General features: G+C 60.4%; 26 protein-coding genes. 12 read left to right on the top strand and 14 right to left on the bottom strand.

The genetic code is table 11. The features are described from left to right. Positions 1 to 18 precede the first annotated feature (18 nt). Entirely contained in the window at positions 19 to 984 is a 966-nt protein-coding gene (locus tag FHX15_RS10420; protein WP_184396435.1) for an aliphatic sulfonate ABC transporter substrate-binding protein, read from the bottom strand. Between the two features lie 258 nt (positions 985 to 1,242). Then, on the bottom strand, positions 1,243 to 2,208 hold the full coding sequence (locus FHX15_RS10415) for an aliphatic sulfonate ABC transporter substrate-binding protein (protein WP_184396431.1): 966 nt from the start codon (positions 2,206 to 2,208) through the stop codon (positions 1,243 to 1,245). A gap of 264 nt (positions 2,209 to 2,472) precedes the next feature. On the opposite strand from FHX15_RS10415, the gene FHX15_RS10410 reads away from it, so the two are divergent. After that, positions 2,473 to 3,342: an NAD(P)-dependent oxidoreductase gene (locus FHX15_RS10410; protein WP_184396428.1), complete on the top strand. Its 870-nt coding sequence runs from the start codon at positions 2,473 to 2,475 to the stop codon at positions 3,340 to 3,342. A gap of 13 nt (positions 3,343 to 3,355) precedes the next feature. Continuing rightward, complete coding sequence (locus FHX15_RS10405) at positions 3,356 to 4,036, top strand: DNA alkylation repair protein (protein WP_184396425.1); 681 nt, start codon at positions 3,356 to 3,358, stop codon at positions 4,034 to 4,036. A 2-nt stretch (positions 4,037 to 4,038) separates the two neighbouring features. Here FHX15_RS10405 and FHX15_RS10400 read toward each other — a convergent pair whose 3' ends face one another. The 5 genes from FHX15_RS10400 to FHX15_RS10380 form a co-directional block, all read right to left on the bottom strand. Next, positions 4,039 to 4,971 (bottom strand): LysR substrate-binding domain-containing protein, encoded by a 933-nt coding sequence (locus FHX15_RS10400; protein ID WP_184396422.1) that lies wholly within the window; start codon positions 4,969 to 4,971, stop codon positions 4,039 to 4,041. Between the two features lie 443 nt (positions 4,972 to 5,414). Continuing rightward, positions 5,415 to 6,458, bottom strand: a complete 1,044-nt coding sequence (locus tag FHX15_RS10395; RefSeq protein ID WP_184396419.1) for a porin — start codon at positions 6,456 to 6,458, stop codon at positions 5,415 to 5,417. 856 nt (positions 6,459 to 7,314) lie between these two features. Continuing rightward, positions 7,315 to 7,803 (bottom strand): Lrp/AsnC family transcriptional regulator, encoded by a 489-nt coding sequence (locus FHX15_RS10390; RefSeq protein WP_007816294.1) that lies wholly within the window; start codon positions 7,801 to 7,803, stop codon positions 7,315 to 7,317. A 70-nt stretch (positions 7,804 to 7,873) separates the two neighbouring features. Next, entirely contained in the window at positions 7,874 to 8,515 is a 642-nt protein-coding gene (locus FHX15_RS10385; protein WP_184396416.1) for a uracil-DNA glycosylase family protein, read from the bottom strand. Next, positions 8,512 to 9,054 (bottom strand): thermonuclease family protein, encoded by a 543-nt coding sequence (locus FHX15_RS10380; protein ID WP_184396413.1) that lies wholly within the window; start codon positions 9,052 to 9,054, stop codon positions 8,512 to 8,514. Before FHX15_RS10380 ends, FHX15_RS10385 begins: the two co-directional genes overlap by 4 nt. A gap of 106 nt (positions 9,055 to 9,160) precedes the next feature. Between FHX15_RS10380 and FHX15_RS10375 the strand changes: the two genes are divergently transcribed. Next, positions 9,161 to 10,696, top strand: a complete 1,536-nt coding sequence (locus FHX15_RS10375; protein ID WP_184397159.1) for a HAMP domain-containing sensor histidine kinase — start codon at positions 9,161 to 9,163, stop codon at positions 10,694 to 10,696. Positions 10,697 to 11,219: 523 nt separating this feature from the next. Continuing rightward, positions 11,220 to 12,158 carry a sialate O-acetylesterase gene (locus tag FHX15_RS10370; protein ID WP_184396410.1) on the top strand — a complete coding sequence of 313 codons (939 nt, stop codon included), beginning with the start codon at positions 11,220 to 11,222 and terminating at the stop codon, positions 12,156 to 12,158. A gap of 108 nt (positions 12,159 to 12,266) precedes the next feature. Here FHX15_RS10370 and FHX15_RS10365 read toward each other — a convergent pair whose 3' ends face one another. Together FHX15_RS10365 and cobT are read right to left on the bottom strand one after the other, a co-directional pair. Beyond that, positions 12,267 to 12,656: a diacylglycerol kinase gene (locus FHX15_RS10365; protein WP_184396406.1), complete on the bottom strand. Its 390-nt coding sequence runs from the start codon at positions 12,654 to 12,656 to the stop codon at positions 12,267 to 12,269. Positions 12,657 to 12,993: 337 nt separating this feature from the next. Beyond that, positions 12,994 to 14,010, bottom strand: a complete 1,017-nt coding sequence (cobT, locus tag FHX15_RS10360) for a nicotinate-nucleotide--dimethylbenzimidazole phosphoribosyltransferase (protein ID WP_184396403.1) — start codon at positions 14,008 to 14,010, stop codon at positions 12,994 to 12,996. A 174-nt stretch (positions 14,011 to 14,184) separates the two neighbouring features. Here cobT and FHX15_RS10355 point away from each other — a divergent pair, with 174 nt between their 5' ends. From FHX15_RS10355 to FHX15_RS10345, 3 genes are read left to right on the top strand one after another with little or no spacing between them, the layout of a single operon-like run. Next, positions 14,185 to 14,964 carry an adenosylcobinamide-GDP ribazoletransferase gene (locus FHX15_RS10355; protein WP_246778920.1) on the top strand — a complete coding sequence of 260 codons (780 nt, stop codon included), beginning with the start codon at positions 14,185 to 14,187 and terminating at the stop codon, positions 14,962 to 14,964. An 18-nt stretch (positions 14,965 to 14,982) separates the two neighbouring features. Then, positions 14,983 to 15,180 carry a DUF1289 domain-containing protein gene (locus tag FHX15_RS10350; protein WP_184396398.1) on the top strand — a complete coding sequence of 66 codons (198 nt, stop codon included), beginning with the start codon at positions 14,983 to 14,985 and terminating at the stop codon, positions 15,178 to 15,180. Then, the gene (locus tag FHX15_RS10345; protein WP_409527005.1) at positions 15,180 to 15,878 is read left to right on the top strand and encodes a TIGR02281 family clan AA aspartic protease; all 699 of its coding nucleotides are present in this window, start codon (positions 15,180 to 15,182) and stop codon (positions 15,876 to 15,878) included. The genes FHX15_RS10350 and FHX15_RS10345 overlap by 1 nt, the downstream gene beginning before the upstream one ends. A 52-nt stretch (positions 15,879 to 15,930) precedes the next feature. Here FHX15_RS10345 and FHX15_RS10340 read toward each other — a convergent pair whose 3' ends face one another. Then, complete coding sequence (locus FHX15_RS10340; protein ID WP_184396395.1) at positions 15,931 to 16,920, bottom strand: aldo/keto reductase; 990 nt, start codon at positions 16,918 to 16,920, stop codon at positions 15,931 to 15,933. A gap of 112 nt (positions 16,921 to 17,032) precedes the next feature. Here FHX15_RS10340 and FHX15_RS10335 point away from each other — a divergent pair, with 112 nt between their 5' ends. Both FHX15_RS10335 and FHX15_RS10330 read left to right on the top strand, forming a co-directional pair. Next, a complete protein-coding gene (locus FHX15_RS10335; RefSeq protein ID WP_210290669.1) occupies positions 17,033 to 18,010 on the top strand; it encodes an AraC family transcriptional regulator in 978 nt (325 codons plus the stop codon). Between the two features lie 88 nt (positions 18,011 to 18,098). Further along, a complete protein-coding gene (locus FHX15_RS10330; protein WP_184396389.1) occupies positions 18,099 to 18,944 on the top strand; it encodes an NAD(P)-dependent oxidoreductase in 846 nt (281 codons plus the stop codon). 123 nt (positions 18,945 to 19,067) lie between these two features. Here the strand turns inward: FHX15_RS10330 and FHX15_RS10325 are convergent, their stop codons facing one another. Continuing rightward, on the bottom strand, positions 19,068 to 19,694 hold the full coding sequence (locus tag FHX15_RS10325; RefSeq protein ID WP_184396386.1) for a TetR/AcrR family transcriptional regulator: 627 nt from the start codon (positions 19,692 to 19,694) through the stop codon (positions 19,068 to 19,070). A 107-nt stretch (positions 19,695 to 19,801) separates the two neighbouring features. On the opposite strand from FHX15_RS10325, the gene FHX15_RS10320 reads away from it, so the two are divergent. Together FHX15_RS10320 and FHX15_RS10315 are read left to right on the top strand one after the other, a co-directional pair. After that, the gene (locus tag FHX15_RS10320) at positions 19,802 to 20,659 is read left to right on the top strand and encodes an MBL fold metallo-hydrolase (RefSeq protein WP_184396383.1); all 858 of its coding nucleotides are present in this window, start codon (positions 19,802 to 19,804) and stop codon (positions 20,657 to 20,659) included. Positions 20,660 to 20,816: 157 nt separating this feature from the next. Next, positions 20,817 to 21,197, top strand: a complete 381-nt coding sequence (locus tag FHX15_RS10315; RefSeq protein WP_184396380.1) for a DUF4180 domain-containing protein — start codon at positions 20,817 to 20,819, stop codon at positions 21,195 to 21,197. 42 nt (positions 21,198 to 21,239) lie between these two features. Here the strand turns inward: FHX15_RS10315 and FHX15_RS10310 are convergent, their stop codons facing one another. Continuing rightward, the gene (locus FHX15_RS10310) at positions 21,240 to 22,223 is read right to left on the bottom strand and encodes a squalene cyclase (protein ID WP_184396377.1); all 984 of its coding nucleotides are present in this window, start codon (positions 22,221 to 22,223) and stop codon (positions 21,240 to 21,242) included. Positions 22,224 to 22,411: 188 nt separating this feature from the next. Here FHX15_RS10310 and FHX15_RS10305 point away from each other — a divergent pair, with 188 nt between their 5' ends. Next, positions 22,412 to 23,332, top strand: coding sequence for a LysR family transcriptional regulator (locus FHX15_RS10305; RefSeq protein ID WP_184396374.1), 921 nt, complete (start codon positions 22,412 to 22,414; stop codon positions 23,330 to 23,332). On the opposite strand, the gene FHX15_RS10300 is transcribed toward FHX15_RS10305, so the two are convergent. Beyond that, complete coding sequence (locus FHX15_RS10300) at positions 23,295 to 24,032, bottom strand: SDR family oxidoreductase (RefSeq protein WP_184396371.1); 738 nt, start codon at positions 24,030 to 24,032, stop codon at positions 23,295 to 23,297. The two genes, FHX15_RS10305 and FHX15_RS10300, sit on opposite strands and share 38 nt — an antisense overlap. Positions 24,033 to 24,142: 110 nt before the next feature. Then, a complete protein-coding gene (gene chrA, locus FHX15_RS10295; RefSeq protein WP_184396368.1) occupies positions 24,143 to 25,540 on the bottom strand; it encodes a chromate efflux transporter in 1,398 nt (465 codons plus the stop codon).

Here is a 25,540-nt window from a genome sequence, read left to right as displayed (position 1 = left end):
CAGCTCGCCCGGCGGCTGTCAGCTCGCCTTGGGGTGCCAGACGATATCGGCGATCTTGAGCGGCTTCGGCACGATCTTGAGCTTGTAGAAATCGTCGGCGAGCGCCTGCTGATAGGTGAGCGCGGCATCGGGAACGAGAGAAACCTTACCGAGGTCGGCCTGGCTGCGGGTAAGCGTGACGCGGGTAATATTCGCTGGTACGCCGGTGATCTGGGCAAGCGCCTTTACCGTATCGTCGAGATTGGCCTGGGCAGCAGCACCCACCTTGGCAAGCTCGTCGATCACATCGACGATCACTTCCGGATTGGCATTGGTGAAGGCGCCGTTGCCGAGGAAATAGCCCCAATTGTCGAGCAAGCCTTCCGACGTCGTCAGCACCCGCGTGTACGGATCGGCCTCGGCCACCGCGAAGAAGGGATCCCAGATCGCCCAGGCATCGATGCTGCCGGTCTTGAAAGCAGCGCCTGCATCCGGCCGCGGCAGATCGACTTCGGTAATATCGGAGAGAGAAAGCCCTGCCTTGGCGAGAACCTTGAGCGCGAAATTATGGGCGCTGGAGCCGCGCTTGTAGGCGACCTTCTTGCCCTTGAGGTCTTCGAGCTTCTGGATCGGCGAATCCTTCTGCACGAGCAGACCGTGGAAGGCAGCCGGCCCACGATAGGCGCCGACATAGAGAAGGTCGCCGCCGGCAGCCTGGGCAAAGAGCGGCGGCACATCGCCGGTCACACCAAAATCGAGCGCGCCGGCCCCGACGGCTTCGAGCAGCGGCGGGCCCGAGGTGAATTCGTTCCACTGAACGGACACCCCCTTGGCATCAAGCCGTTTTTCGAGCGCACCCGCAGCCTTGGCCAGCGGCAGCACGCCGAATTTCTGCCAACCGATGCGGAGCGTCGTTGCCGCAGCTTTTGCGGAGCGAACCTTCGGCAGAACGGTAGTGGCGGCCGCAGCACCGAAAAGGCCGAGCGTCTGTCTGCGTGTGAACATGAAATCTCTTCTCCGTTCTGACGGCGTTCGGCCGTTCCCTCTTTCAAACCGATATCGCGAACCGGTCGCGTCTGGCCTTGCAGAGATACTGGCATAGACGACCAATTATATCGACAATATCAGTTTGCTATTCTAATTGGGTCTGGAGAATAATTTTTCCCGATTCCGCGGCATGGGTTCGCTCCCATGCCGCGGTCGCGGGATCCCACCCCAACGCCACCCCTAGCTGCAGGTGAGATGAGCTCGCCCCGGAGGCTGTTAGCTCGCCTTGGGATGCCAGACGATATCGCCGGTCGTGAGCTTCTTCGGAACGATGCCGAGATCGTAGAATTCATCGGCCAGCGCTTGCTGATAGCCGGCTGCCGCATCGGTCACCGTCGTCACGCTGCCGAGATTGGTGCCAGGACGCTGCAAGGTCACACGCGTAATGTTCTCGGGCACGCCGGTTATCTCCGAGAGCTCCTTGACCGTCGCATCGAGATTGTCCTGCGCCGAGCGGCCGACCTTGGCGAGCTCGTCCAGCACATTGACGATGACGGTACCATTTGCGTCGGTGAAATCCTTGTTGGCAAGGAAATAGCTGTAGGATTCGACGATCCCTTCGGCGGTCGTCAGGATGCGCGTATCGGGATCAGCCTCGGCGATCGCGAGATAGGGATCCCAAATCGACCATGCGTCGATGCTGCCGTTCTTAAAGGCTGCGGCCGCATCCGGCGGCGCAAGATCGACTTGCACGACATCCTCGGGCTTCAGCCCCGCCTTTCGCAAAACCTTGACCGTCACATTATGGGCGCTGGAGCCGCGCTTGAAGGCGACCTTCTTGCCCTTCAGGTCTTCGAGCGTCTTGATCGGAGAGTCCTTGCGGACGAGAATGGCCGAGGCCGCCGGACTGCCCTTGTAGATGCCGACATAATAGAGCGCCCCGCCCGCAGCCTGCGCAAAGAGCGGCGGCACATCGCCCGTCGCGCCGAAATCGAGCGCGCCCGCACCGAGTGCTTCCAGAAGCGGCGGGCCTGACGTGAATTCCGACCAGCTCACCGTTATCCCCTGATCGGCAAGCCGTTTTTCCAGGGCGCCACGGCGCTTGGCGAGTGCCAGCACGCCATTCTTCTGCCAGCCGATGCGGAACTCTTTCGCCGCGGCCCGTGCCGGCTGGACGGACGGCAGAATCGCGGTTGCGGCCGCGGCCCCGAAAAGTCCGAGTGTCTGTCGACGTGTAATCATCTCAATCCCCTTCCTTTGGCGGCCGTCGCTCCTGCTGCTCAGCCTGCCCGTTTCGATGGATGAATGATGATTTACTCTATAAATTGGATCGACAATTAAATTTATCATATTCGCAGTATCTGAAACTTTCCTGTCTCCGCTTCTCGACCGTTTGTGAAATTTTGTTCCAGGCAAGGCGGCTTCCTCCGCTCTCCTGGCTTTCCGTGCCCGGTCGTTTCCGCTAATCCTCTCACCCTGTTTGCAAGCGGTTATGGAGGACAGCATATGGCGAAAGTCGCTTTCATCGGTCTCGGCGTCATGGGGTTCCCGATGGCGGGGCATCTGAAAACAAAGGGCGGCCACGATGTCACCGTCTATAACCGCACGGCTGAAAAGGCGGCCGCCTGGGTGGATACATTCTCCGGTAAGTCCGCCCCTACCCCGGCTGAGGCAGCCGATGGCTGCGATTTCGTCTTCGTCTGCGTCGGCAATGACGACGATCTCCGTCAGGTGACATCGGGCGAAAAGGGTGTACTGAGCACCATGAAGCGCGGGTCCGTTCTCATCGACAACACCACGGCAAGCGCCGAAGTCGCCCGCGAACTCTACGAGGCCGCCAAGGCAAAGAGTGTGGATTTCATCGATGCCCCTGTTTCCGGCGGCCAGGCCGGTGCCGAGAATGGCGTGCTCACCGTCATGTGCGGGGGTGATGAGGCCGTCTTTGAAAAGGCAAAGCCGGTCATCGACGCCTATGCCCGGATGGTTGGCCTCATGGGTCCGGCAGGTTCTGGCCAGCTCACCAAGATGATGAATCAGATCTGCATTGCCGGCGTCGTGCAAGGGCTTGCCGAAGCGGTGCATTTCGGCAAGCGCGCCGGTCTTGACATCGAAAAGGTGGTCGACGTCATCTCCAAGGGGGCGGCTGGTTCCTGGCAGATGGAAAACCGCCACAAGACCATGAACCAGGGCAAGTATGATTTCGGCTTCGCCGTCGACTGGATGCGCAAGGATCTCGGCATCGTGCTGACCGAAGCCCGCCGGAACGGCGCCAAGCTGCCGCTGACCGCCCTCGTCGACCAGTTCTATGGGGATATTCAGGCGCTCGGCGGCAACCGGTGGGATACGTCTTCCCTGCTCGCCCGCCTCGAAAAATGACCGGCTCTGCAGAATGATTGGCCCTTCTTCGAGCGCAGCCGAACTGATTGCGCATCTGCACACGCTGCGCTCTGAAAGCAATATCGCCGGCATGGTGCGTTTCGGCATCGTCACCGAAAACGCCATCGGCATTTCCAATCCTGATCTGCAAAAGATCGCCCGGTTGGCAAAGAAGGATCACATCAGGGCGAAAGAGCTCTGGGCAAGCGGCGTCCGCGAAGCCCGTATGTTGGCACTCTACACCTTCGACCCGAAGAGGCTGACGGAAGCCGAGGCACGCACCCTGGCCGCTGACTTCAATTCCTGGGAAATCGTCGATTGCGCCGCTGATCTCTTCGTGGAAGCGGATCTTGACGCTCTCATCCCCGAATTCGCTGCCGATGAGCGCGAATTCGTCAGGCGAACCGCCTTCGCCATGATCGCGGGTATGACTGTGCACAGGAAGAAGGACACGGACGCAAGCTTGCTAACCTACCTACCGCTGATCGAAGCCCACGCGACAGACCCGCGCAACTTCGTTCGCAAGGCCGTCAACTGGGCGCTTCGCAATATCGGCAAGCGCAGTCATGCCTGCCACGGTCCGGCGCTGGCCCTCGCCGAACGCCTTGCCGCAAACGTCGACAAGACGGCCCGCTGGATCGGCAAGGACGCCGTCAGGGAATTGACGAGTGAGAAGCTGCTGGCGCGCCTCTGAGCCTACTGGGCAGCAATCGCCGCAGTCGTCGTGACGATCCGGTGCTGCTTGGATTTCTCGACCAGGAAATCGATCAGCGCGCGTACAGCCGGCGGCATGCCCTTGGTCGTCGTGAAGACGAGATAGAATTGGCTCTCTACCGTCTGCCACTCCGGCAGCACGCGAACCAGCCGGCCCGCCTGAATATCAAGGGCACAGGCATGTTCGAGAATGAGCCCGTAGCCCACGCCTGCGCGCGCAGCGTCAAGGATCGCCGTCATGCTGCGGCAGGTGAGCCGCGGCTGGTGCCGCACGATCTTCCTCTCCCCATCGGGGCCGACCAGTTCCCAGGTATGGAAGGACATCCAGCTGGACATGGCAAGTGTCGGTCCATTGCTGAGTTCGTCGACGCAGTCGAGTTCGCCCATGCGTTCGACCAGCGAAGGACTGGCGACGAGAATGCGTCGCGCCCGGTCGAGCTTGCGCATCGTCAGGCTCGTCTGTGTTTCCGGCTCGTTGGCCGCCCGCACTTCGACATCGATGCGCTCGTTGATGAGGTCGGTGCGCCGGTCGGAGCCGATGATCTGCAGCTTGATCTTGGGGTAGCGCTCCAGAAATTCGGGCAGAACCGCGCCAAGTGAAATATCGACGAGACCGAGCGGGCAGCCCATGCGCACGATCCCCTGCGGATCGGATTGAGCTTCCGTCACGATCGACTTGGCGCGATCAGTTTCTCTCAGAATCGTCTGACATTGCTCGTAGAAGGCCTGACCGATCTCTGTCACCCGGAAGTGACGTGTGGAGCGCTCGATCAGCCTCGCGCCAAGGCAATCCTCCAAACGGCTGACACGCCGGCTGAGCTTGGAGCGCGGTATTTTCAAAGTTCTACTTGCGGAGGCAAATCCACCGCTAGAGACGACGGCTGCAAAATAAAAGTAATCGTTAAGATCGTCCATTATCGAAACCTACCCGAGAGTAGTAATGAATGCCAACCCCGAAATGCTTATAGCGCCTCACCGGTTACGTTACAGTCACATTATCGGCATCAAATCCAAGAGGATAAAATCCGGCCGGTATACTGTTTGCTCGAAGAGGTGACGCAATTGTAAGTTGCATTTGCCGCAACAAAAGCGTGCGATCAATCAAGGGCAACGAATATGTTGATAATTTTAAATCCGCTCGATCATCGAGGAAATTTCCGCAGGAAAGCCCGCTTAATGTCGAGTGAAATCGCCAGGCGTGGCGGCGCGCCTTTGGCTTCACATTGGCCTTCGACTGCAAAGGACTGGCCCAGCAGGGAAAACCGGACCAGTCCCTCGTTACTGATCGGAGGTCATTCTGATCAGAAACTCGTGGGTTGGAGACCCCCGGCACAGGGCCGGGGGGTCCTTCGTTCAGATTAGAACGAGCGCTGCAGACGGAAGTAACCCGTCCAGGAGTCGTCCTGATGTTCCGGCTTCAGGTACTGGACGGAAGCCTTGGCGTAGAAGTTGTCGACGATCTGATAGTCGAGCGTCAGACCGGCCTTCCAGGCATCGTCAAGACCGTCGAAGTCATCCGGAACAGCCTTGGAGCCGCCGAAGTAGTTGCCGTAGTACTGAACACCGGGGGTGATCTTCAGCTTGTCCGTTGCCTTGATGGCGTATTCGGCAGCAACTGCCCATTCAGCTGCCGAGTAGTAGGAGTTCGGGCCGCTGGAGTAGACAGCAGCAAGGCCGAGCGTGCCCGGGCCGATATCAGCCGTACCCATAGCACGGATTGCGCCGTCTTCGTTGTCGAAGTCCCAGCCGCCGGTGACCTGGTAGCTGAAGGCGCCAGTCTTGCCGCCGATGCCGAAGGCAACGCCGACGTTGTTCGGGCCTTCGTCAGCCTTGAAGACACCATCTTCCAGTTCGTCGACGCTGAGGCCAGCGTAGAAGGAACCGGTTTCGTACTGATAACGGATCGAGTTATGCAGCGTTTCGACCGAACCGATGTCGTCCGTTTCGCCGGAGAGACCATCGTCCCACCAGGAGTAGAACAGACCGGCGCGGAAGCCGGCGACGTCGAGGTAGGCCGAGTCGAGCTTCGTGTTCTGGTAGGCCGACGATGCAGCGTCGGCATTGGCCTGGAGAACGATGACGCCGGTAAGCGGGCCGTATTCGGTGTCGCTCTTGGCCGTGAACTGAACCTGACCGCGGGTGAATGCATCCCAGTCAGAGTCGTTGCCGGCTTCGCCGTGATCGGCATTCTGGCCGACGTCAACCTGGAAACGGATGTAGCCTTCGATCTTCAGGCAGGTTTCCGTGCCCGGGATGTAGAAGTAGCCGGTGCCGTAAGCGTCGCAGACGCGAACGTATTCAACCGGTTCCGGCTCTGCAGCAACGATTGCGTCAGCTGCGAGTACCGGGGTCGATGCAGCAAATGCTGCTGCCGACGCAAGCAATACCATCTTGATGTTCATTGTAGAATTCCACTCCTTTGTCGATCGGGGCTCTACCCTGTCTCCGAAGATCCAAAGCCGACCCGTTTGAACAGCCTCACGGCGTGCGGATCGATCGAACCGCCGAACGTTCATCCCACAGACATCTGACTGTAGCAATTCGTGAACCGTACCAACCCACAGCCGGAGCATGCTTTCTGCGCCAAGCGTGGTTTTTATACAACAATTTCAAGGGGGTTGGATAGGAAACGCACAGATGCCGCCGCGATAACCAACGGCTATCGCAAGCGGCTGAATGATCCTCCCAAAGGCACCGCAAAATTGGAGCAAGCTCGAACAATCTAACGACGCGGTCGAACTGTAGCGCCGGCTAAGGACTATATAAAGATAGGAGAACAGGACATGGTGTCCTGAAATCGAACCTAATGGTGCGGATGGCGACCACTAATCGATTTCAGGCCTGCTTTTTGCTGTATAAACAACGGAAGGCGTCACTTAAGCGTTTCGCCGAACGCACAAAAAAACGGTGCATAGCGCGATATCGCGCTGCACGAACATTATAAAAGTGTTCCAGATACCCCCAGACACTACCCTGAACTAGCCCCCGTGCCTCCCAACGCCCAGGCCAATTCACGGCTTGCGTGGATTCGCATAGCTCCATGACAGCAAGATTACAATTTGGAAAGGTTTTCCGCCGCCGTCAAGTGGCCGATGCCTCAGGAGCACCCTCAAAATTCACGGATGAACTTTCCTTGAGTCTCCCTGCGCAGCTTACCTGCGCAAATGTCTCCAGGGGAGCGTCTGCTCTCGCCAAAGCAGGCGCGATTCGCTCGCGCCTGTCCGACATCATGTACGCTGTATTGAGGACCTGCCCTGCTCAGTCCTCATTGGACTTGGCGTTTTCGAGAAGCATGTAGTCGAGCGGCAGCTGCGTCGAGTACTTGATCTGCTCCATCGCGAAGGCAGACGAGACATCGCGAATCTCGATCTTGGCGATCATCCGCTTGTAGAAGGCGTCATAGGCGGCGATATCGGGCACCACGACGCGCAGCAGATAGTCGACATCACCGCTCATGCGGTAGAATTCCACCACTTCGGGGAACTCCGCCACGACCTCGGAGAAGCGGCGCAGCCATTCGATGGAATGGGTCGCGGTGCGGATCGACACGAAGACCGTGACCTTGGTGTTGACCTTTTCCGGATCGAGGATTGCCACGCGGCGCTTGATGACGCCGTCTTCCTCCATCTTCTGGATACGCCGCCAGCATGGTGTCGTAGAAAGCCCCACCTTCTTAGCGAGGTCGGCAACGGCGAGCGTCGAATCTTCCTGGAGCAGGCGCAGTATCTTTCGGTCGAGGCGGTCCATGCGAAATTAAGTCCCTTTCGAATTATTTTCTCTGTATAGCGCGATTCCGGCCGACGAAAAGAATTTTGTTTCAGCAGGTGAGCATTTTGATTCGCCGTCGCAGTTCAGGCAGCAGCTCTTCTTCGAACCACGGATTCCGCTTTAGCCAAGCCGTATTGCGCCAACTTGGATGCGGCAGCGGAAGCAACGCCGGCTGACGGTCGGATTCCAGGCTGTTGCGCCAGGCTCGCACCGTCTCGGTCATGTTTTCGCGCCGCATCGCGCCCATGTGCCAGGCCTGCGCATGTCCGCCGACTGCAAGCACCAGTTCGATCTGCGGCATGACCGAGAGCACGCGGTCCTGCCAGACCGGCGCGCATTCCCGGCGCGGCGGCAGGTCGCTGCCGTTGGCATCATAACCTGGAAAGCAGAGGCCCATCGGCACGATCGCGAATCGATCCCGGTCGTAAAAGGTCGGCCGGTCCACATGCAGCCATTGCCGCAGCCGGTCGCCCGAAGCATCGTCGAACGGCAGGCCGCTTTCATGCACGCGCAGCCCCGGCGCCTGGCCGGCAATCAGCACTCGGGCGCGCCTCGAAAGAACAGCAACCGGCCGCGGCTCGTGCGGCAGGCGATGACATAGGCCGCGTATCGGCGCATCGCGACAGATCCGACAGGCGGCGATCTCGTGGCGCAATGCGTCCAGCCCGTCATCGGGCTCACTATCAGTCATTCCCATCCTGTCCATTCGCCGATTAGCCGCTGCAGGCCGAAGCTTTGATGCCGAGCCTGGTCCCTGACGTCACGCGGCATCTCGAAACGGCCAGCCCAGAGCCCGAGCTTTTGCGCCTTCGCCTGCCCTTCTTCCTGCTGATAACCGCCATAGGCAACCGCCATGCCCGACGCCACCATGCGCGCATTGATATCGCCGGCATGATTGCGGCAACTTACCAGAAGCCGGCCATAACGATCACGTTCGCTCCCGCCACACTGGGTACCATCTTCCGAAACCAATTGCTGCAGCGCGCGCTGCGCCATTATCCCGCACGGCCAGTCCTGCCCTGCCCGCTCGCATCTCTGCGACAATTCCGGCGCATCGACGCCCTTGAGCCGCATGCGCTCCCCATCAAGAGTGAGGCTGTCGCCATCGGCGGCACGGAAGGCGCCTTGGATGTCAGGCCTGTCGTTCAGTTTGGCCGCGATTAATGCAACGAAGACAAGAAAAGCAAGGGCGGTTGCACCGTCTCGGGTCAACGCGAGAAGCCGTGCCACGCTTTTGCCTCCTTGAAAAACAAACCCTTGGCAAAGATGGCAAACATCTTCTTAAGAATTTCCGATTAAGCTCTTATTCATCTGCAGGCAAAGTTTCAACGTGCACATGAGTACCGGCGTCAGCACCTCAACCGACAAGAATATTGTCGATAAATCGCGCGGCCACCGCAACAAGGCGGTATCCAAGGCCGTGCGGCAGACGCGCGAACGCCTGCAGTCCGGTCAGGCTTCCAGTTCTGCTTTCGATCGCGACGTGCTGCAGATGTATGTCGCTGCAGTGCTGCAAGGCGCAGCAATCATGCCGCTCTTCATCATCATCGTCGCGGCACTCGGCACTTATTTCACTGAGGATGCGAGCCTCTTCTTCTGGGCGTTGCTGACCCTGACCTGTCATACCGTCAACATTCTTCTGGCACGCCGCGCCAGGAAGCAGGAAACTACTGCTGATGGCGTGCGCCGCTGGCGCAATCTCTTGCTGGCGGCCCAGTTCCTGATCGGCTGCTGCTGGGCGGTCTTTGCCCTGCAAGACTGCTCAGTCTGCGAACCTTCGAACTTCACCCTCTATAAAGGCGCCACCCTGTTGATCGCTTTGTCGGTCACGACCATGTCGAATTTCATGCTGACGCCTGCCGTGCTCGTCGGCTTCGCGCCTGCCGTCGTGGCGCTTGCGGCAAAAAGCGGCCTGTCGCGGGATATTCTCGAACTTTGCCTGACCGCGGTTTTTACCACGACAGTCGTTTTCTTCAATTACATCAGCGACCGACTCTTCCAGTCGAGCCTGAAAATCCTTTCTTTCCAGTCGGAAAAGGACGATCTGATCGCTGAGCTGGAAGTGGCAAAATCCATGTCGGACGAGGCGCGGCGCCGTGCCGAGGAGGCAAACCTCGCCAAATCGCGTTTTCTCGCTTCCATGTCTCATGAGCTTCGCACGCCGCTAAATGCCATTCTCGGCTTTTCCGAAGTCATGTCGGCCGAAGTCATGGGGCCGCTCGCAAACCCGATGTACAAGGAATATGCCGGCGATATCCATCGTTCCGGCCAGCATCTGCTCGATCTTATCAACGAGATCCTCGACCTCTCGCGCATCGAAGCCGGCAAGTATGAGTTGAGTGAAGAAGCGGTTTCTCTGCTCGATATAACAGAGGACTGCATCGGTATGGTGCAGTTGCGCGCACGCGCCAAGAACATCACCATAAACGACCAGGTCGAGCGCCAGCTTCCGGCAATCTGGGCGGACGAGAAATCCATGCGCCAGGTTGTGCTCAATCTTCTTTCCAATGCTGTGAAATTCACACCTCAGGGTGGAGAAATCAACGTCAAGGTTGGCTGGACGGCCGGAGGCGGCCAGTACATCTCGATTAGAGACAACGGCCCCGGCATTCCTGAAGACGAAATCCCGATCGTGCTCTCGGCCTTCGGGCAAGGCTCGATCGCCATCAAGAGCGCCGAACAGGGCACCGGCCTCGGCCTCCCCATCGTCCAGGCGATTCTCGCCAAGCATGACGGCCAGTTCATCCTGAAATCCAGGCTGCGCGAAGGCACCGAAGTTATCGCCATCTTGCCGGCCAAACGCGTGCTGCAGAGCATCCCCGCCGTGGAAGAAGCTCAGCCGGTCATCAAGAAGCGCAAGAGCTTCGCCTGATCCCTTCTTTCCTTAGAGCATCTGCGTTTTCTTTGAAAGACGAAGCGGCGTCGCTCACAGAGCGCCTACCGAATTGAGATACAGGCTCATAGTCGAGAAGCCATCGTCGTCACGACATCGTCTTCAACTGCCACCTGATGAGACTCTCCATTACATCTGTCCGCGCCGTCTTATGTATTCGTCGCCCGTCATCAATAAGGGTGACCAATAATACTATCGACGTAATTGTAATCGTCAGTCGCGTCTATAGTCTAGGAAGTGATTTGCACGCGGACCCACGCCGACGTGAATTGGCTGGATTTGTTTTTGAAGACCTATTCAGATCGACAATATCGTGGGCTTCAGCATTTGCGAGGAACGGCGAATTGCGCGCTTTGATTCGGAAGCGCGTGAAGGCTTCGGTTTGTGCGGTCGCCATGACGACAACTTGAGCGCCAAATCTATCTCAATCGAGGAAAAGCACGGTCACCGGTACGCCCCTGAGCCACCAATCTTTGTTGTCGTTGAGTAAAAGGGTAGCACTATGGTTAAACGAGTAGTTTTGGGCTTAATGGCGCTGCTTGTCTTATACTTCCTTGGCGGTATGAGTGCGAGACACGACATCTTTCCATGGCCGCAGCTCTCAGCGGTGAAGCAACAGGTCGTTGGAACCGATCCCCTATCGCCAAGTCGCTACAGGTTCGACGAGAATCATCGGCTCATCGCTGATGAGACAAAGACTGTCGTACCATGTCCGATTCAGACCGATCGCACTGCAGTTTTACTGGTCCTCGGACAATCCAACGCTGCAAATGACGGCGGCCAACGGCATAGATCGGCTTACGGTGACAGAGTTATCAACGCCTTTGACAGTCGCTGCTTTATTGCGGCGTCACCGTTACTTGGAGCCACCGATACAAAAGGAGAATACTGGACATCGCTCGGCAACTCTTTGATTGCGTCTGGTCGATACGACAAAGTCGTCATTGCGCCGCTGGCCTATTCTGGATCCGAGGTCGCGCGATGGGCAAAAGGCGGTGACCTCAACGGCGAGCTGGTCGATACCCTAAAACGACTAAAACAAGTGGGATATCACCCCACGAATGTCATCTGGGTGCAAGGGGAAGCCGATTTGGTCAAGGGCACAAGCGCGCCCGACTATGAGGATAAATTTCTTTCAATGGTGGACACGCTGCGGGGACAGGACGTAGGTGCGCCTGTTTATGTTGCTATCGCCTCGAAATGCCTGGAGCCGAGCAACGGTGGGTTTAAGGTCCACGTACCGGAAAACGCAATTGTCCATGCGCAACAGGCTTTGTCCAAGAGAGGCAATGGTATCCACGAGGGTGTCAATACCGACGCGCTACTTACCGAAGATGACCGTTATGACGACTGCCATATCGGCGGGTCAGGAGCGGACAAAGCATCGCAGGCATGGGCGAGCATTTTGCTTGACGACCGCCACCTGGAGGCCGCTCGGTAGATATCTCCCAGCGCGGTATCTGCCTTGTCGAAAGCGGACGACATGACCTGGATAATCAAAAATGCTGGCCCGAAGCAGCTGAGCAGCATCTTTTGCGATCTAATACTTTCAGAAGAACAAATGCCTGCAGATGACGAAGCCCAGATAAAGGCAGCAGGCGGCGATCATGCAGCTCACTGCGAAGGAGCCGAGATCCTTGGCGTGTTTGCCGACGATGGAAATCTCCGGTGAAATCCGGTCGATCACTTCCTCGACAGCCGTATTCATCGCCTCGATGGAAAACAGCCCAAGAAAAAGCATCATCGCGATGACGAATTCCGCGGCATCGGCGCCGATAAGGAAAAGCACGATCAACGACACCGCGAAGAAGCCGAGCTCCTGCCGGAAAGCTGCCTCCCTGAAGACCCGCAAGAAGCCGGCCCAAGAATAGCCGGCCGCGGCCAGGAAATGCCGAAATCCCGTCTCCTTGGTCACGGCAGGCTTTGCCCCCGGTTGCATTTATGGCCCTCGCCTCCTCTACACCCGTCTTCGAGCTTGCGTTGATTCATAAGCGATTAGGCAAATACCGTTTCCTCAGCCACTACGCAAGCAATGGGATGACCAGGCTTCGTTTCGGATATCAGGACCGCAACGTATTGCGGTACGGGCCGCGACCGGCTCGGATGGTGATGACATGCCGTTGCCATGCAATTCGCTCTGTTGCACGGGTTGGCGAACTTCCCAATGCTCCACAAGCCTTCCTTCCGAAAGCTGCCAGACGTCGTCGATTGCAAGCTTCTCATCGATCCGCGCCGGCAGATTTTGCCTCCGTAGGCGCAAAACCGACGTTCGAGCCTTAGTGTTTGCCGGAAACACCGGCCTGGCTGAAAGTCGCCATACCGGAATGACAGGCGGCAGCCGCCTTGACGATGCCGGCGGCCAGCGCCGCACCCGTGCCTTCGCCCAGCCGCATGCCGAGCGCCAGGAGCGGCGTCTTGCCGAGCATTTCGATGGCCCGCAAATGGCCGGGTTCGGCAGAAACGTGACCGATCAGGCAATGGTCGAGCGCCGAAGGGTTGGCCGCTCTGAGGATCGCGCCGGCGGCCGTTGCCGTATACCCGTCGATCAATACCGGAATGCGTTCCATGCGCGCCGCAAGGATGGCGCCCGCCATCGCAGCAATCTCGCGCCCGCCGAGGCGGCGCATGATCTCGAGGGGATCGCCAAGGTGATCGCTGTGCAGCTCGACGGCTCGCTCGACGGCATCGATCTTGCGCTCCAGCATCTCGCCTTCCGAGCCTGTGCCGGGGCCGACCCAGTCGCGCGCCGTGCCGCCGTAAAGCGCATAGTTGATCGCAGCCGCAATCGTCGTGTTGCCGATGCCCATTTCGCCGATGCAGAGCAGGTCCGTGCCGCCGGCAATCGCTTCCATGCCGAAGGCCATGGTTGCGGCGCAATCCCGTTCGGTAAGCGCTGCTTCCTGGGTAATGTCGCCGGTCGGATAATCGAGAGCTAGATCGAAGACTTTCAGGCCGAGGTCGTAGGCAACGCAGATCTGGTTGATCGCCGCCCCGCCGGCCGCAAAATTCTCCACCATCTGCTGCGTCACCTCGGGCGGAAAGGGCGTGATGCCCTGCCGGACGACGCCATGATTGCCGGCGAAGATCGCTACCAGTGGCCGGTTGACGGCCGGTGTCCGGCCCGTCCAGGCGGCGAGCCAGAAAGCGATTTCCTCAAGGCGGCCAAGCGCGCCCGGCGGTTTCGTCAGTTGCGCGTCGCGTTCACGCGCAGCGACCAGCGCGCGGGCATCCGGTCCCGGCAGATCACGAAGAAGGGCGCGAAAATCGTCGAACGGCAGGCCTGAAACGCTCATCTGGATGGCTTTCCTTGTATTCTTGTCTTATCCCGGCAAATCGGGTTCTTTGCGTGGCGACTCTCTTAAAGCGAGCGGCCTAAGCGAACAATCTGAAAAAGCAAACAACGCCAAAAGCCGCAGGGAGACAAGAACGCTGGGAGAGACGGGGGACCGCAGAGAATGATCTTAGGAATGATAAAAGCCATCGTGGTCGATACCGCGCGCTCCGTGGCTTTCCTCAGCCGCATCCCCATGCCGTCATGGCTGTTTGCCGGCTATGAGGGCAAGCTGGGCCGGATGGTCCGCGTCTTCCCGCTCGCCGGGATCGCTATCGGCGCCCTGCCCGCTCTCGTCTACCTCGTCATGCTGGTGTTTCATGCCGACCGTCTGATGACGGCGCTCGTGGCGCTCGCCGTGCAGACGGTCCTGACCGGTGCGCTGCATGAAGACGGGCTTGCCGACACGGCGGATGGAATCGGCGGCGGGAAATCGCGCGAGCAGAGCCTTGTCATCATGAAGGACAGCCGCATCGGCAGTTATGGCGCAATTGCCCTCTTCCTTTCCTTTGCGCTCAGGGCTTCGGCCCTTGCCGCGATTGCCCGAGAAGCACCGCCTTTTGCCGCCGCACTTGCCATTCCCGCCGTCGCCGCACTCAGCCGCGGGGCGATCGCCTGGCACTGGCAGCGCCTTCCCGCCGCAAAGCCGGATGGGCTCGCGGCCTCGGCCGGAAGCCCCACCGAGGCGGCGACGCAGATCGCCCTGGTATCGGCCGGTTTTGCGACGGCAATCCTCGTCTGGCCGGTCCTCGGACTTCAGCCGCTTGTCTCAATCCTTCTTGGCGCAGGCATCGCCACGCTCGCCTTCACCTGGTTCATTCGCCGCAGGCTCGGCGGCCACACGGGCGACACGCTCGGCGCCACCCAGCAGATTTGCGAGGTTGCGGCCTTCTGCGCCCTTGCCATGGCTGTCTGAAATCCCGATATATCGCCCATGCGAACACCCTGCATCCGCGTCTGCTCTTTGGATCCTTTCACTGGTCTTTGCACCGGATGCGGCCGCACAACAGACGAAATTGCCGGCTGGATGCGCTTTTCCGATGAGGAACGCGAAATCATCATGGAAAGCCTGCCCGCCCGCCTCGCCGCCCTTTTCCCGGACTCGGCCGAAACGCTAGAGGCCGCAGGCTGATGCGCCTCATCCTCCTGCTCGCCGTCATCGGCATCGGCCTTGCCGTCCTCCTATTCAATGGCGACCAGAGCCGTATCATGGGCCTCCAGAGCGACGATTTCGGCCGCTTCGTCTATCTGCTGCCGATCTCCCTGATGCTGGCGGCCGGTATCTGGGGCAGCCGCCGCAACATCGGCCAAACCCTGCGCCAGTTGATGATCTGGCTGGTCATCATTCTGGCTCTTGCCACCGTCTATCTTTATCGCCAGGACGCGGCTGCTGTCGGTAATCGGCTGCTCGCTGGCCTCATGCCCGGCCGCGCCGTCGTCGTCACGACGAGCGAAGGCGGTCAGGAAGTCATCGTCCACAAAATGCTGAATGGCCATTTCCAGGCCGAAGTCTCGATCAATGGCCGATCAGTGCCGATGCTCGTCGATACCGGCGCCAGCATGGTGGCGCTCTCGCATGAGGATGCGCTGCGCATCGGCATCGATCTGAACCAGCTTACCTATTCCATGACCGTAATGACCGCCAACGGCCGCGCCCGCGCCGCACCCATCACGCTCGATCAGGTCGCGATCGGCCCGATCGTCCGCACCAATGTGGCTGCATCCGTCGCCGAAGACGGCAGGCTCGACCAGAGCCTGCTCGGCATGAGTTTTCTGGAAACGCTGGGTTCGCTGCAGATGCAGACGGATGAGCTCAGGATGCGGGACTAACATCCCCGTCTTTATCGAATGACGGAAATGCTTTGTCCCTTTCGTCGGCGCTTTAACGATCGATCGTCGCCATGATCCAGTCTGCATAGCGGTTTCCGGAAATCGTCCCCGCCACCAGAGCGTCGTCGAGCTTCTGCATTTCCTCGGCATCCAGACGGATGGAGGCCGCAGCGATATTCTCTTCCAGATAGGTTCGGCGCTTGGTGCCGGGGATCGGAACGATATCGTCGCCTTTCTGCAGCAGCCAGGCGAGCGCGATCTGCCCGGGCTTCACACCCTTGGCGGCGGCCACATCGAAGACGATGCGTGCTGCTTGCATATTGGCATCGAAATTTGCGCCCTGATAGCGGGGATCGATGCGCCGCGTATCACCTTCGGGATAATCCTCGGCACGCTTGACGCCGCCTGCAAGGAAGCCGCGTCCGAGCGGGCAGAAAGGCACGAGGCCAATCTCGAGTTCACGCAGCACCGGAATGATCTCCGGTTCCAGATTGCGCTCCCAAAGGGAATATTCGCTCTGCACTGCAGAAACCGGATGGATGGCATGGGCGCGGCGCAGGTTGGCGATACCGATCTCCGAAAGACCGAAGAACCGCACCTTGCCCGCCTTGACGAGATCGCCGACCGTGCCGGCGACATCCTCGATCGGAACGCTTCTGTCGAGGCGGTGCTGGTAAAGCAGGTCGATATGATCCGTCTGCAGCCGGGTGAGGCAACCCTCGACGACCCGGATGATGTTTTCCGGCCGGCTGTCGGCACCGATGATCCTGTCGCCATCGAAGCGCGAACCGAATTTGGTGGCGAGCACCACTTTATCGCGCCGATCCTTGAAGGCCTTGCCGAGAAGAGCCTCGTTCTTGAAAGGGCCGTAATTTTCCGCCGTGTCGAAGAAATCGCAGCCAAGCTCGATGGCGCGATGCAGGATCGCGATCGATTCCGCTTCGTCCGCCGGTCCATAGGACTGGCTCATGCCCATGCAGCCGAGGCCGATCGCTCCGACTTCCAGGCCCCGATTTCCAAGTTTGCGTCTGCTCAATGTCATGAAGATTCTCTCTGTCGAAAACCGCCGGTTCGGCGGCATGGATCAAAGTTAGAACCATCCTTTCGGATTATGAATGCTTGAACGTGCGGAATACTTGCGCGATAGTGCGGGAATGGCACCCGATCCCTTTTCCGATATCCTGAAATTCACCAATGCCGAAACGCTTGTCACCGGTGGGTTCACGGCTGGAGGTCCCTGGGCGATCCGTTTTCCGGTGCCGAAGACGATCAAGTTCTTTGCCGTGGTGAAAGGCAGCTGCTGGGTCGATATCGATGGCGAGCCGGAGCCGATGCTGTTCGAAGCCGGCGATGTCGGCCTTCTTTCGGCACGGCGTTCCTTCGTGCTGTCGAGTGCGCCGGGTGTTCCTGCCGTAGAGGCGATGAGCCTGTTTTCCGGTGCCGGACGCTCGACCGCGCAGCTTGGTGATGGCGAGGACTTCGCCCATATCGGTGGCCATGTGCTCCTCGATCCCGTCAGCGGCCGCTTGCTAGCCGATGTTCTGCCGCCTTGGATCCACATCAGCGCAGCATCGCGGCAGGCTTCGACTATCAGATGGATTCTCGACCAGCTCGTCAACGAACGAGCCTCGGCAGAACCCGGTACTCGTCTTGCCTGCGCGCAACTTGCCCAGCTTCTCTTCATCCAGATCCTGCGCGCCCATCTGAAAACGGCTGCGCTCATGCCTCCCGGCTGGCTGCGAGCGTTGTCGGACCCGCGCCTAGCACCCGCACTGCGCCTCATGCATGGCGATCCCGCCCGTTCCTGGCATCTGGATGAGCTTGCCAGCGCCTGCGCCATGTCGCGCACGACCTTCGCTTTTCATTTCCGCACGATCTCGGGTGCGGCCCCTTTGACCTATCTCGCCGAATGGCGCATGCACCTTGCCCAACGGGCGCTCAGGGAGGAAACCACTCCTGTCGCCGTTATCGCCCGCTCGCTCGGCTATACGTCCGAGAGTGCCTTCAGCAATGCCTTCAAGCGCATGACGGGTAGCTCCCCGAGGGCCTGTCGCGATGCCGCGCGGGCTGCGCTTCCACAGTCCGCCTTGAACCGGACCGATAAAGAGGCCGAGGAACTCGAGAGCCTCTAGCCGGCGGACCGAAGGCCGCACCCGCCTTGCGGCATCGGCCGTCCCGCCCTAATCTCGGTTCATCCCGGCAAAGAGGTGTCATTCGCCAATGTCCACCACCATTGCATTGTTCGGCGCCGGCGCCACGGGCAGCGCCGTCGGCCGTCGCCTCGCCGAGTCGGGCGCGAGCATCATCACCCTTCTGGAGGGGCGCAGTGAAGCGACAATCGGGCGCGCCCGCGCTGCTGGCCTCCTGGCTGCACCGCTTTCGGCCTTTGCCGAGGCCGACATCATCCTCTCGATCGTCCCCCCGGCCGAAGCACAAAAGGTGGCGGATCTCGTGGCTCCGGTGCTGCGGCAATCCGCGAAGAAACCGCCTTTCGTCGACCTCAATGCCATCAGCCCCAAGACGATGGAAGCGCTTGCGGCAAAGCTCGCTCCCGCAGGCGTCAAGGTCATCGACGGGTCGATCATCGGCGGTCCGCCGGTATCGGGCAAGGCCGGCCCGGTCATCTGTCTCAGCGGAGACCTCGCCGGCGAGCCCGACCTGCTCGCCCGTTTCGGCCTGAAGATCCGCCGGGTAAAAGGTCCGATCGGTGCCGCCTCGGCCTTGAAGATGTGTTATGCCGGCATCAACAAGGGCATCACCGGGCTCTCTGCCGCCATGCTGCTTGCCGCTGTCCGCAACGGCGCCAGCGAAGCGCTGAAGGTGGAACTGGCCGAAAGCCAGGCCGAGCATCTGCGCCGCCTGCGCCAGTCCATTCCCGACATGTATCCCAAGGCCTATCGCTGGGTGGCGGAAATGGAAGAAATCTCCGAATTTCTCGGGGAAGACGATCCCGCGGCTCTCATCTTCAAGGGCATGGCCGGCATCTTCCAGACGATCGCCGACGACCGGACCGGAAGTCAGGAACTGATCGCCGCGCTCGACCGGATGCTGGAAGACCGGCACTAAGCATCGGCCCTCATCGAAATCAATTTTCGAAAGCCTGATGCCCGAGGGGGTGCCGCCCGGCATAGCTTCAGCAGATTAGCCGAAACAATTGCCAGCTCGCAAAAGACGACGGGATTCTCCAATTCAATGCACCTTGCCATGCAGCAATGTGTCGAAGACCATCTGCTTGAATGCTTCGAGCGGCGCCCCGCTGCGCTCGGCGCGCATGCGTAAAAGCGCTCCCTCCCAGCTGTTCAGGATGAAATCGGCAAGTGTTTCGGCAGGCAGGTCGCCGGCAAGCGCGCCATCCCTCTGGGCTTCGGACAGGCATCCGGCGATCACTCCGCTCCAGCGGCGAAAATGTGCCGCCACATGCTCACGGATCAATTCGCTATGATCGACCGTCTGGGCGCTGAAATTGCCGAGCACGCAGCCCTGCACAAAACCTCTCAAGGCAAAAGAAGCAGCGCGGTCGTCGAAATAAGCCTTTAGCCGACGAAGCGGCGGTTTGTCGGTATCGGCAAGAAAGCCCGTGAGCCGGGCAAGCGCCTGCTCGGAGTAACGATCGGACACCTCCGCGCCGAAAGCCTCCTTGCTGTCGAAGTAATTGTAGAAGGAGCCTTTCGGCACGTTGATGTCGTCGACGATTTTCTGGATGCCGGTCGCGGCGAATCCATTGGTATGGATCTCTTTCAAACCCGCCTCGATAAGCTTTTCCCGCATCTGCACATTCGGCTTCGGGCCGCGGCGGGCCGGCTTGGCTGCGTCCATTTTACCCTCTTGAACAATTATAGACGACCGGTCATATATTTATTGTTTTGCTGCGAAATTCAAGCGATTTCACCCCTCACTCCAACTCTTCCAAGGAAATTGCCGCCATGACGTCCAACCCCTCCACCAGCCTGCGCTACGATGTCCTGACAATCCGCCGCCCCGGCCTCAGCCGCGATGTGCCGGCCGGCGATCCGTCCCTTCAATGGGTCGCCAATTCCGCCACGCTGATCTCGGGCGAGCATCATGCCGTGCTCGTCGATACCTTCCTGACCGAACCGCAAACGAGGACCCTCGCCGACTGGGTGGAAGCGAGCGGCAAGCGGCTGAAAGCCATCTACATCACCCACGGCCATGGCGACCATTTCTTCGGCATCGGCACGCTGCTCGAACGTTTCCCGGATGCGAAGGCCTATGCCATTGCTGATGTGGTGGAGGCCATGCGCCACCAGAGCGCGCCCGAAATGCTCGACGGCTTTTGGCGCAAGCTGTTTCCCGGCGAGATCGCCGAAACCATGGCTGTCGCCGATGTCCTTGAAGCACCGGACCTCGATCTCGAAGGCCACAAGCTGATACCGATCGATGCCGGCCATACCGACATGTCGTACTCGACCGCCCTGCATGTGCCCTCGATCGGCCTCATCGTCGGCGGCGACGTCGTCTATAACGGCATCCACTGCTATCTCGGCGAGACCACGCGCGAGAGCCGGCAGCACTGGATCGAAACGCTGGACAGGCTGAAGGAACTGAAGCCGAAGGCCGTCGTCGCCGGCCACAAGATCCCCGAAAATACCGACGATCCTACTATCATCGACGAAACCCAGCGATATCTGCGCGATTTCAACCGGCTCGAACTGGAGACGACGACAGCGCGCGAATTGTTCGATGCGATGCTGGCGCTTTATCCGCGCCGCGCCAATCCGGGCTCGCTTTGGGGCGCTGCCAAGATAGCCAAGGGCGCGTGAAGCCGCTACCGGCAAAAGGCCTCGATGACCTGCATCCGGTATTGACGCATATCAACGGAAAATCCATCTCAGAGATGGCGCGCCGTCAGGCACGGCGGAACTCCTGCGAAGCCTGAACGTCTATTTCAGGCAGTGCCGAAGAAGAGAAGGATATCCCGTGCGCGATGACATCGGCATTCTCCACGGTTTTCGCTTGCTCGTCCGCAATCCGGATTGTGCACGGCTCTCGGCCGATAGCGGCTTCAATGCCCTGATCGGCGACGCCCTCGGCGAATCCGTCGATTGGGTGGTGCTGACCGTCGAGCACCTGCCCGAAGGTTTTCTGAGCCTCCGTTCCGGTGTCGCCGGCGCAGCGATCCAGAAATTCGTGAACTACCGGCTGCGCGTCGCCATTATCGGCAGGATCGACGCCGAGCTTGCCGAAAGCCAGGCGCTGCGAAGCTTCGTCGATGAGGCCAACCGCGGGACGGATTGCTGGTTTCTCGATACGATGGAAGAGTTCGAGGCAAGGCTGTCGGCCTTCAGCACACCGGCCTAAGCCATGGTTTTACTGTGATAATGCTTAAATCTGCAAACTGCATCACGCAACGGCAGCCTTCCGGCCATCCCACCATTTCAGCACCCTGAGTGCACGTAGCGTCACCCAGCGGGAGGGCTCGCCCTCGCCGTCATCCATGACGAACCACGTCCTGCCGGATGCGCGCCAGTCGAGCGGCCAGCTTCCGTCTTCAAGCCGGCGAGAGCGGAGGTATTCAATTGCCTCCGAAAGGCGCGCATCGGGTGCCGCACCCGTCAGCATCGCCGAGGCGCGGAAATATTCGAGCGCCCGCAGCACATCGAAACGCCAGCGGTTCGGATGCAGGAACTGCATGAATTTTTCATCGACGGGCTCGCCGGTGCTGAGCCGGCGCATCAGATGCCGCGCCAGCAGATATTCCTCGCCGGAACGCCGCGCCTCGCGCGACTGCGCCGTCCCGCCGGTCGCCCGCTCATATTCCAGCAGTCCTTCCAGCACGTTGATCGTCGTGTGGAAGGAGGAACGCACCGAGCCATTTGCCCGCTCGCAGTTCCAACCGCCATCGGCCTGGCGCTCGCCGAGCAGCCTGTCGACGATGGGCGAGACATCGACGCCGAAATAGGCGCCGTCCGCAACCGTGCGGCCATTGATGCATTCCTCGACCTCGCCCTCCCAGAAAGGCTGGCCGCCTTCGTCCCAACGGCAATTGGCGCCGATGAGCGAGACGGTCATTTGCGCCCGCTCCGACTTCGGATCGAGCCCGAATTCGCGCAGCTGCGTCAGCGAAAAATTCGTCGCCGTCCAGGGCTGGCCGGTCGCCTGCCATTCCTCGCGGGTGAAATCGCTGGGCAGGAAGCTCCCACCCGCCCACTGCCCATCGGCATCCTGATAGGAGAGCAGCCTGGCACCCCACCCCTCCGTCTCGACCTTCTGCCGCTCGGCCGACCAGACGGGCTCCGGCGCATCCAGGAGATCGCGCAGGACCTGCCAGCGGATGGCGGGATCGGAGGCGAGCAGCCAGTCGATGACGGAAGTCTCTGAAGGCATCGGCAAGTCTCCTTGTCACCCGCAAATACCGGGCAGAATTTGGCCGAGCATAGGTCTGTCGTCAACATTGCAGTCCCGGCGGACGGTCAGCGCCTGGCTGTCACAGCCAGATGGAAAGACTCCCTCTTCGCACCGCCGGCTGATATAGGCAGAAAGCGCCGTCCTTGCCTCAGAGCGCGGAGCCTGCCATGAACCCACGACAATTGAAAACCTTCCTTGCGGTCGCAAGGCACGGCAATTTCACCCGCGCCGCCAGCGAGATAAACCTTGCCCAGTCGAGCCTCAGCGACCAGATGCAGGCTTTGGAAGAGGAAACGGGCGTCCAGCTTTTCACCCGCTCGCGGCAGGGTGTGACCCTGACACCGGCCGGTGACATGCTGAAAGCCTATGCGCAGGAGATCCTTGCGCTCAACGACGAGGCCATGGCGGCCGTTCGCACGGCGGCGGGCAGCCGTGGACAAACGCTCTCGATCGGCACGCTCGAAACCGTCGCGGTCAAGAAGCTTGCGCCCTTCCTGTCACGCTTTCGCAAGAGGAACGCCGATATCGCCCTGACGCTCAAGATCGGCGGCAGCGGTGAATTGCAGCGCCGGTTGGAAGACGGCTCGATCGACATCGCCTTCACCTTCGATCGCGGGATGGAGGATGAACGCTTCGTCACTCGCCTCATCTCGCGCGAGCCGCTGGTGCTGATATCGGGCCACAATGCAGCAGAGCCGCCGAAAGACCTCGCAGAACTCAGCCGCCTGCCCTTCGTCGCCACCGAGACCGGATGCGTCTATCGCCGCCTCTTCGATACCGCCTTCACTGAAGCCGATATCGCCGCGCCTGATATCGTCACCCAGGCCGACAGCATCACGACGATCATTCGGCTTGTCGCAGCAGGTGCCGGTTACGGCCTCGTGCCGCGACTGGCATTGGGCGCAGATATGGCGCACGGTGATGTGAGAGAGCTGCCTTGGCCAGCTAATACCCCGACAGCCTCGCTCGTCATGATCTGGCGCCGCCGGCGCGTGCAGCCGCCGGCGCTTTCCTCGCTGCTTGCTCAAGCGACCGAGGATTTCCGGTCGGTCAGACCAGCCGATGCCCGCCTTCGACGTGCAGGATAGTGCCTGTGGTAAAGCCGTTGCCGATCAGAAAGCGGATCGCATCGGCAATATCTTCTGGTCGCCCCACACGGCCGACCGGCAAGCGTTTGGCCATCGCCTCCAGCGTCGCCTGCTTGGCGTCGCCCGCAACGAAGCTCCAAATCGGCGTATCCACCCAGCCCGGCGACACCGCGTTGATGCGCAATGGCGCAAGCTCCACCGCCAGCGCCCGCACCAGCCCCTCGAGTGCTGCATTGACGGCCGCCACGACCGAACCGCGCGCCGCCGGCCGATAGGCCGCGACCCCTGACGTATAGGTGATGGAGCCCGAAAGCGGCAGGCAGGGTGCGCCGTATTTGGCGAGCAGCAGCGGCCCGTAGAACTTGCTTTCGACCACCCGCTGCGCCGCCGCAAGCTCGATATCGGGCAGAAGCTGATAGGCTCCTTCGATATCCGCCGCCGTACTGACGATGTGATCGACCGGCCCGCAATTGCGGAAGAACGCCGCAACCGCCTCTTCGCGCGTCAGGTCGAGGCTGGCCGTCTCGAGAGCAGGATGATCGCCCAGCTCCCGCCGCGCCGTTTCCAGCCTCTGCGCACTGCGCCCGGCGATCGTCACCCTCGCACCCTCGTCGAGCAAGCGCCGCGCCAGCGCCAGCCCCATGCCGGAACTGCCGCCCACGATGACGATTCTGGCGTCTTCGATCCTGATCTCATTCATCTGCCTTCTCCTTCTTGGTTGGGAAAGCAGATGCCGAAGCCCGGAGCAGAAGGGAAACGGAAGAAACCGATGGTGCCATCGGGTTTTCCGATGATGCGTCCGCCTCTATCTCAGGCCGGCCAGAGCATTCCGGCGACGGCGCAGCCCAGCAGCACCGGAATGACAGCCAGCTTGAACCGGAAGATCGCGATTGCCGCCGCAAGGCTCAGCAGCAGCGACGGCAGCGACAGCGAGGTCCAGACGGGCAGCTCGATCGAGAGTGGTCCAAGGCTGTGAACTTCAGCGCTCCGGAACAGGAAATGCAGGCCGAACCAGATCGCGAGATTGAGGATGACGCCGACCACCGCCGCGGTGATGGCCGACATCGCCCCTGCCAGCGCGGCGTTGCCGCGCAGCTTCTCGATGAAGGGCGCGCCGAGAAATATCCAGAGAAAACAGGGAACGAAAGTCACCCATGTCGTCAGGATGGCGGCGAGCGTAGCTGCCGTTATCGGTGAGAGGCTGCCGGGATCGCGATAGGCACCCATGAAGCCGACGAATTGGAGAACCATGATCAGCGGGCCGGGTGTCGTTTCCGCCATGCCCAGACCGTCGAGCATTTCGGTGGGCTTCAGCCATCCATAATGCTGGACGGCTTCCTGCGCGACATAGGCGAGCACCGCATAGGCGCCGCCGAAAGTCACCATCGCCATCTTGCTGAAGAACACGCCGATCTGCGTGAAGATGTCGTCGGGTCCGAGGAAGAGATAGAGCAACAGGATCGGCAGCAGCCAGAGCGCCAGCAGGACCGACGATATCCTCAGCGACCAGCGGAGGTTCGGTCGCGCATGGTCAGGTATGTCTTCCCCGAGCAGCGCGTCGGCGTCGGACAGGACCGCGCCGCCGGCTGCCTTGTGCCCGCCACCGCCCTTGAACAGGCGGGAACCCGATTTCGATCCCAGGAATCCAATGATGGCGGCTGCAAGGATTATCACGGGAAAAGGTACGTGCAGGACGAAGATCGCCAGGAAAGCGGCTGCCGCAATCCCGATCATCGCCCGGTTTTTCAGCGCCCGGCCACCAACCCTGACGACCGCCTGAATGACGACGGCAAGCACGGCGGCCTTCAGGCCGAAGAACAGGCCCTCGACCGCATCGACACTGCCGAGGGTCACGTAGAGATAGCTGAGCGCCAGGATAGACAGGAAACCCGGAAGCACGAACAGGGTCCCAGCTACCAGGCCGCCGGCGGTCCGGTGCATGAGCCAGCCGATATAGATGGCAAGCTGCTGCGCCTCCGGCCCCGGAAGCAGCATGCAATAGTTCAGCGCATGCAGGAAGCGATGCTCGCCGATCCATTTCTTTTCGTCGACGACGATGCGGTGCATGACGGCGATCTGCCCGGCAGGTCCGCCGAAGCTGAGCGCGGCGACCCGCAGCCACACGCGAAAGGCCTCGCCGAAGGTGACGCCATGCGGGTTTGGCGACGCCTCTGTATCGGGCGCCGCATTAGTGACGGCACTGTTCAC

This window comes from Rhizobium sp. BK650 (genome assembly GCF_014195325.1).
In the GTDB taxonomy this organism is placed as follows: domain Bacteria; phylum Pseudomonadota; class Alphaproteobacteria; order Rhizobiales; family Rhizobiaceae; genus Rhizobium.
Note: the sequence above shows the minus strand (reverse complement) of the source record. Positions and strands in the feature narration are given on the sequence as shown.

Excerpts from the sequence above, each read along its gene's own strand:
- FHX15_RS10310 (WP_184396377.1), bottom strand. The coding sequence starts at position 22,223 with ATGCCTTCAGAGACTTCCGTCATCGACTGGCTGCTCGCCTCCGATCCC.
- FHX15_RS10365 (WP_184396406.1), bottom strand. The coding sequence starts at position 12,656 with ATGCAACCGGGGGCAAAGCCTGCCGTGACCAAGGAGACGGGATTTCGG.
- FHX15_RS10410 (WP_184396428.1), top strand. The coding sequence starts at position 2,473 with ATGGCGAAAGTCGCTTTCATCGGTCTCGGCGTCATGGGGTTCCCGATG.
- FHX15_RS10415 (WP_184396431.1), bottom strand. The coding sequence starts at position 2,208 with ATGATTACACGTCGACAGACACTCGGACTTTTCGGGGCCGCGGCCGCA.
- FHX15_RS10305 (WP_184396374.1), top strand. The coding sequence starts at position 22,412 with ATGAACCCACGACAATTGAAAACCTTCCTTGCGGTCGCAAGGCACGGC.
- FHX15_RS10370 (WP_184396410.1), top strand. The coding sequence starts at position 11,220 with ATGGTTAAACGAGTAGTTTTGGGCTTAATGGCGCTGCTTGTCTTATAC.
- FHX15_RS10420 (WP_184396435.1), bottom strand. The coding sequence starts at position 984 with ATGTTCACACGCAGACAGACGCTCGGCCTTTTCGGTGCTGCGGCCGCC.
- FHX15_RS10390 (WP_007816294.1), bottom strand. The coding sequence starts at position 7,803 with ATGGACCGCCTCGACCGAAAGATACTGCGCCTGCTCCAGGAAGATTCG.
- FHX15_RS10395 (WP_184396419.1), bottom strand. The coding sequence starts at position 6,458 with ATGAACATCAAGATGGTATTGCTTGCGTCGGCAGCAGCATTTGCTGCA.
- FHX15_RS10340 (WP_184396395.1), bottom strand. The coding sequence starts at position 16,920 with ATGACATTGAGCAGACGCAAACTTGGAAATCGGGGCCTGGAAGTCGGA.
- FHX15_RS10375 (WP_184397159.1), top strand. The coding sequence starts at position 9,161 with ATGAGTACCGGCGTCAGCACCTCAACCGACAAGAATATTGTCGATAAA.
- FHX15_RS10335 (WP_210290669.1), top strand. The coding sequence starts at position 17,033 with ATGGCACCCGATCCCTTTTCCGATATCCTGAAATTCACCAATGCCGAA.
- FHX15_RS10400 (WP_184396422.1), bottom strand. The coding sequence starts at position 4,971 with ATGGACGATCTTAACGATTACTTTTATTTTGCAGCCGTCGTCTCTAGC.
- FHX15_RS10330 (WP_184396389.1), top strand. The coding sequence starts at position 18,099 with ATGTCCACCACCATTGCATTGTTCGGCGCCGGCGCCACGGGCAGCGCC.
- FHX15_RS10355 (WP_246778920.1), top strand. The coding sequence starts at position 14,185 with ATGATAAAAGCCATCGTGGTCGATACCGCGCGCTCCGTGGCTTTCCTC.
- FHX15_RS10405 (WP_184396425.1), top strand. The coding sequence starts at position 3,356 with ATGATTGGCCCTTCTTCGAGCGCAGCCGAACTGATTGCGCATCTGCAC.
- FHX15_RS10345 (WP_409527005.1), top strand. The coding sequence starts at position 15,180 with ATGCGCCTCATCCTCCTGCTCGCCGTCATCGGCATCGGCCTTGCCGTC.
- FHX15_RS10320 (WP_184396383.1), top strand. The coding sequence starts at position 19,802 with ATGACGTCCAACCCCTCCACCAGCCTGCGCTACGATGTCCTGACAATC.
- cobT (WP_184396403.1), bottom strand. The coding sequence starts at position 14,010 with ATGAGCGTTTCAGGCCTGCCGTTCGACGATTTTCGCGCCCTTCTTCGT.
- FHX15_RS10325 (WP_184396386.1), bottom strand. The coding sequence starts at position 19,694 with ATGGACGCAGCCAAGCCGGCCCGCCGCGGCCCGAAGCCGAATGTGCAG.
- FHX15_RS10300 (WP_184396371.1), bottom strand. The coding sequence starts at position 24,032 with ATGAATGAGATCAGGATCGAAGACGCCAGAATCGTCATCGTGGGCGGC.
- FHX15_RS10350 (WP_184396398.1), top strand. The coding sequence starts at position 14,983 with ATGCGAACACCCTGCATCCGCGTCTGCTCTTTGGATCCTTTCACTGGT.
- FHX15_RS10385 (WP_184396416.1), bottom strand. The coding sequence starts at position 8,515 with ATGACTGATAGTGAGCCCGATGACGGGCTGGACGCATTGCGCCACGAG.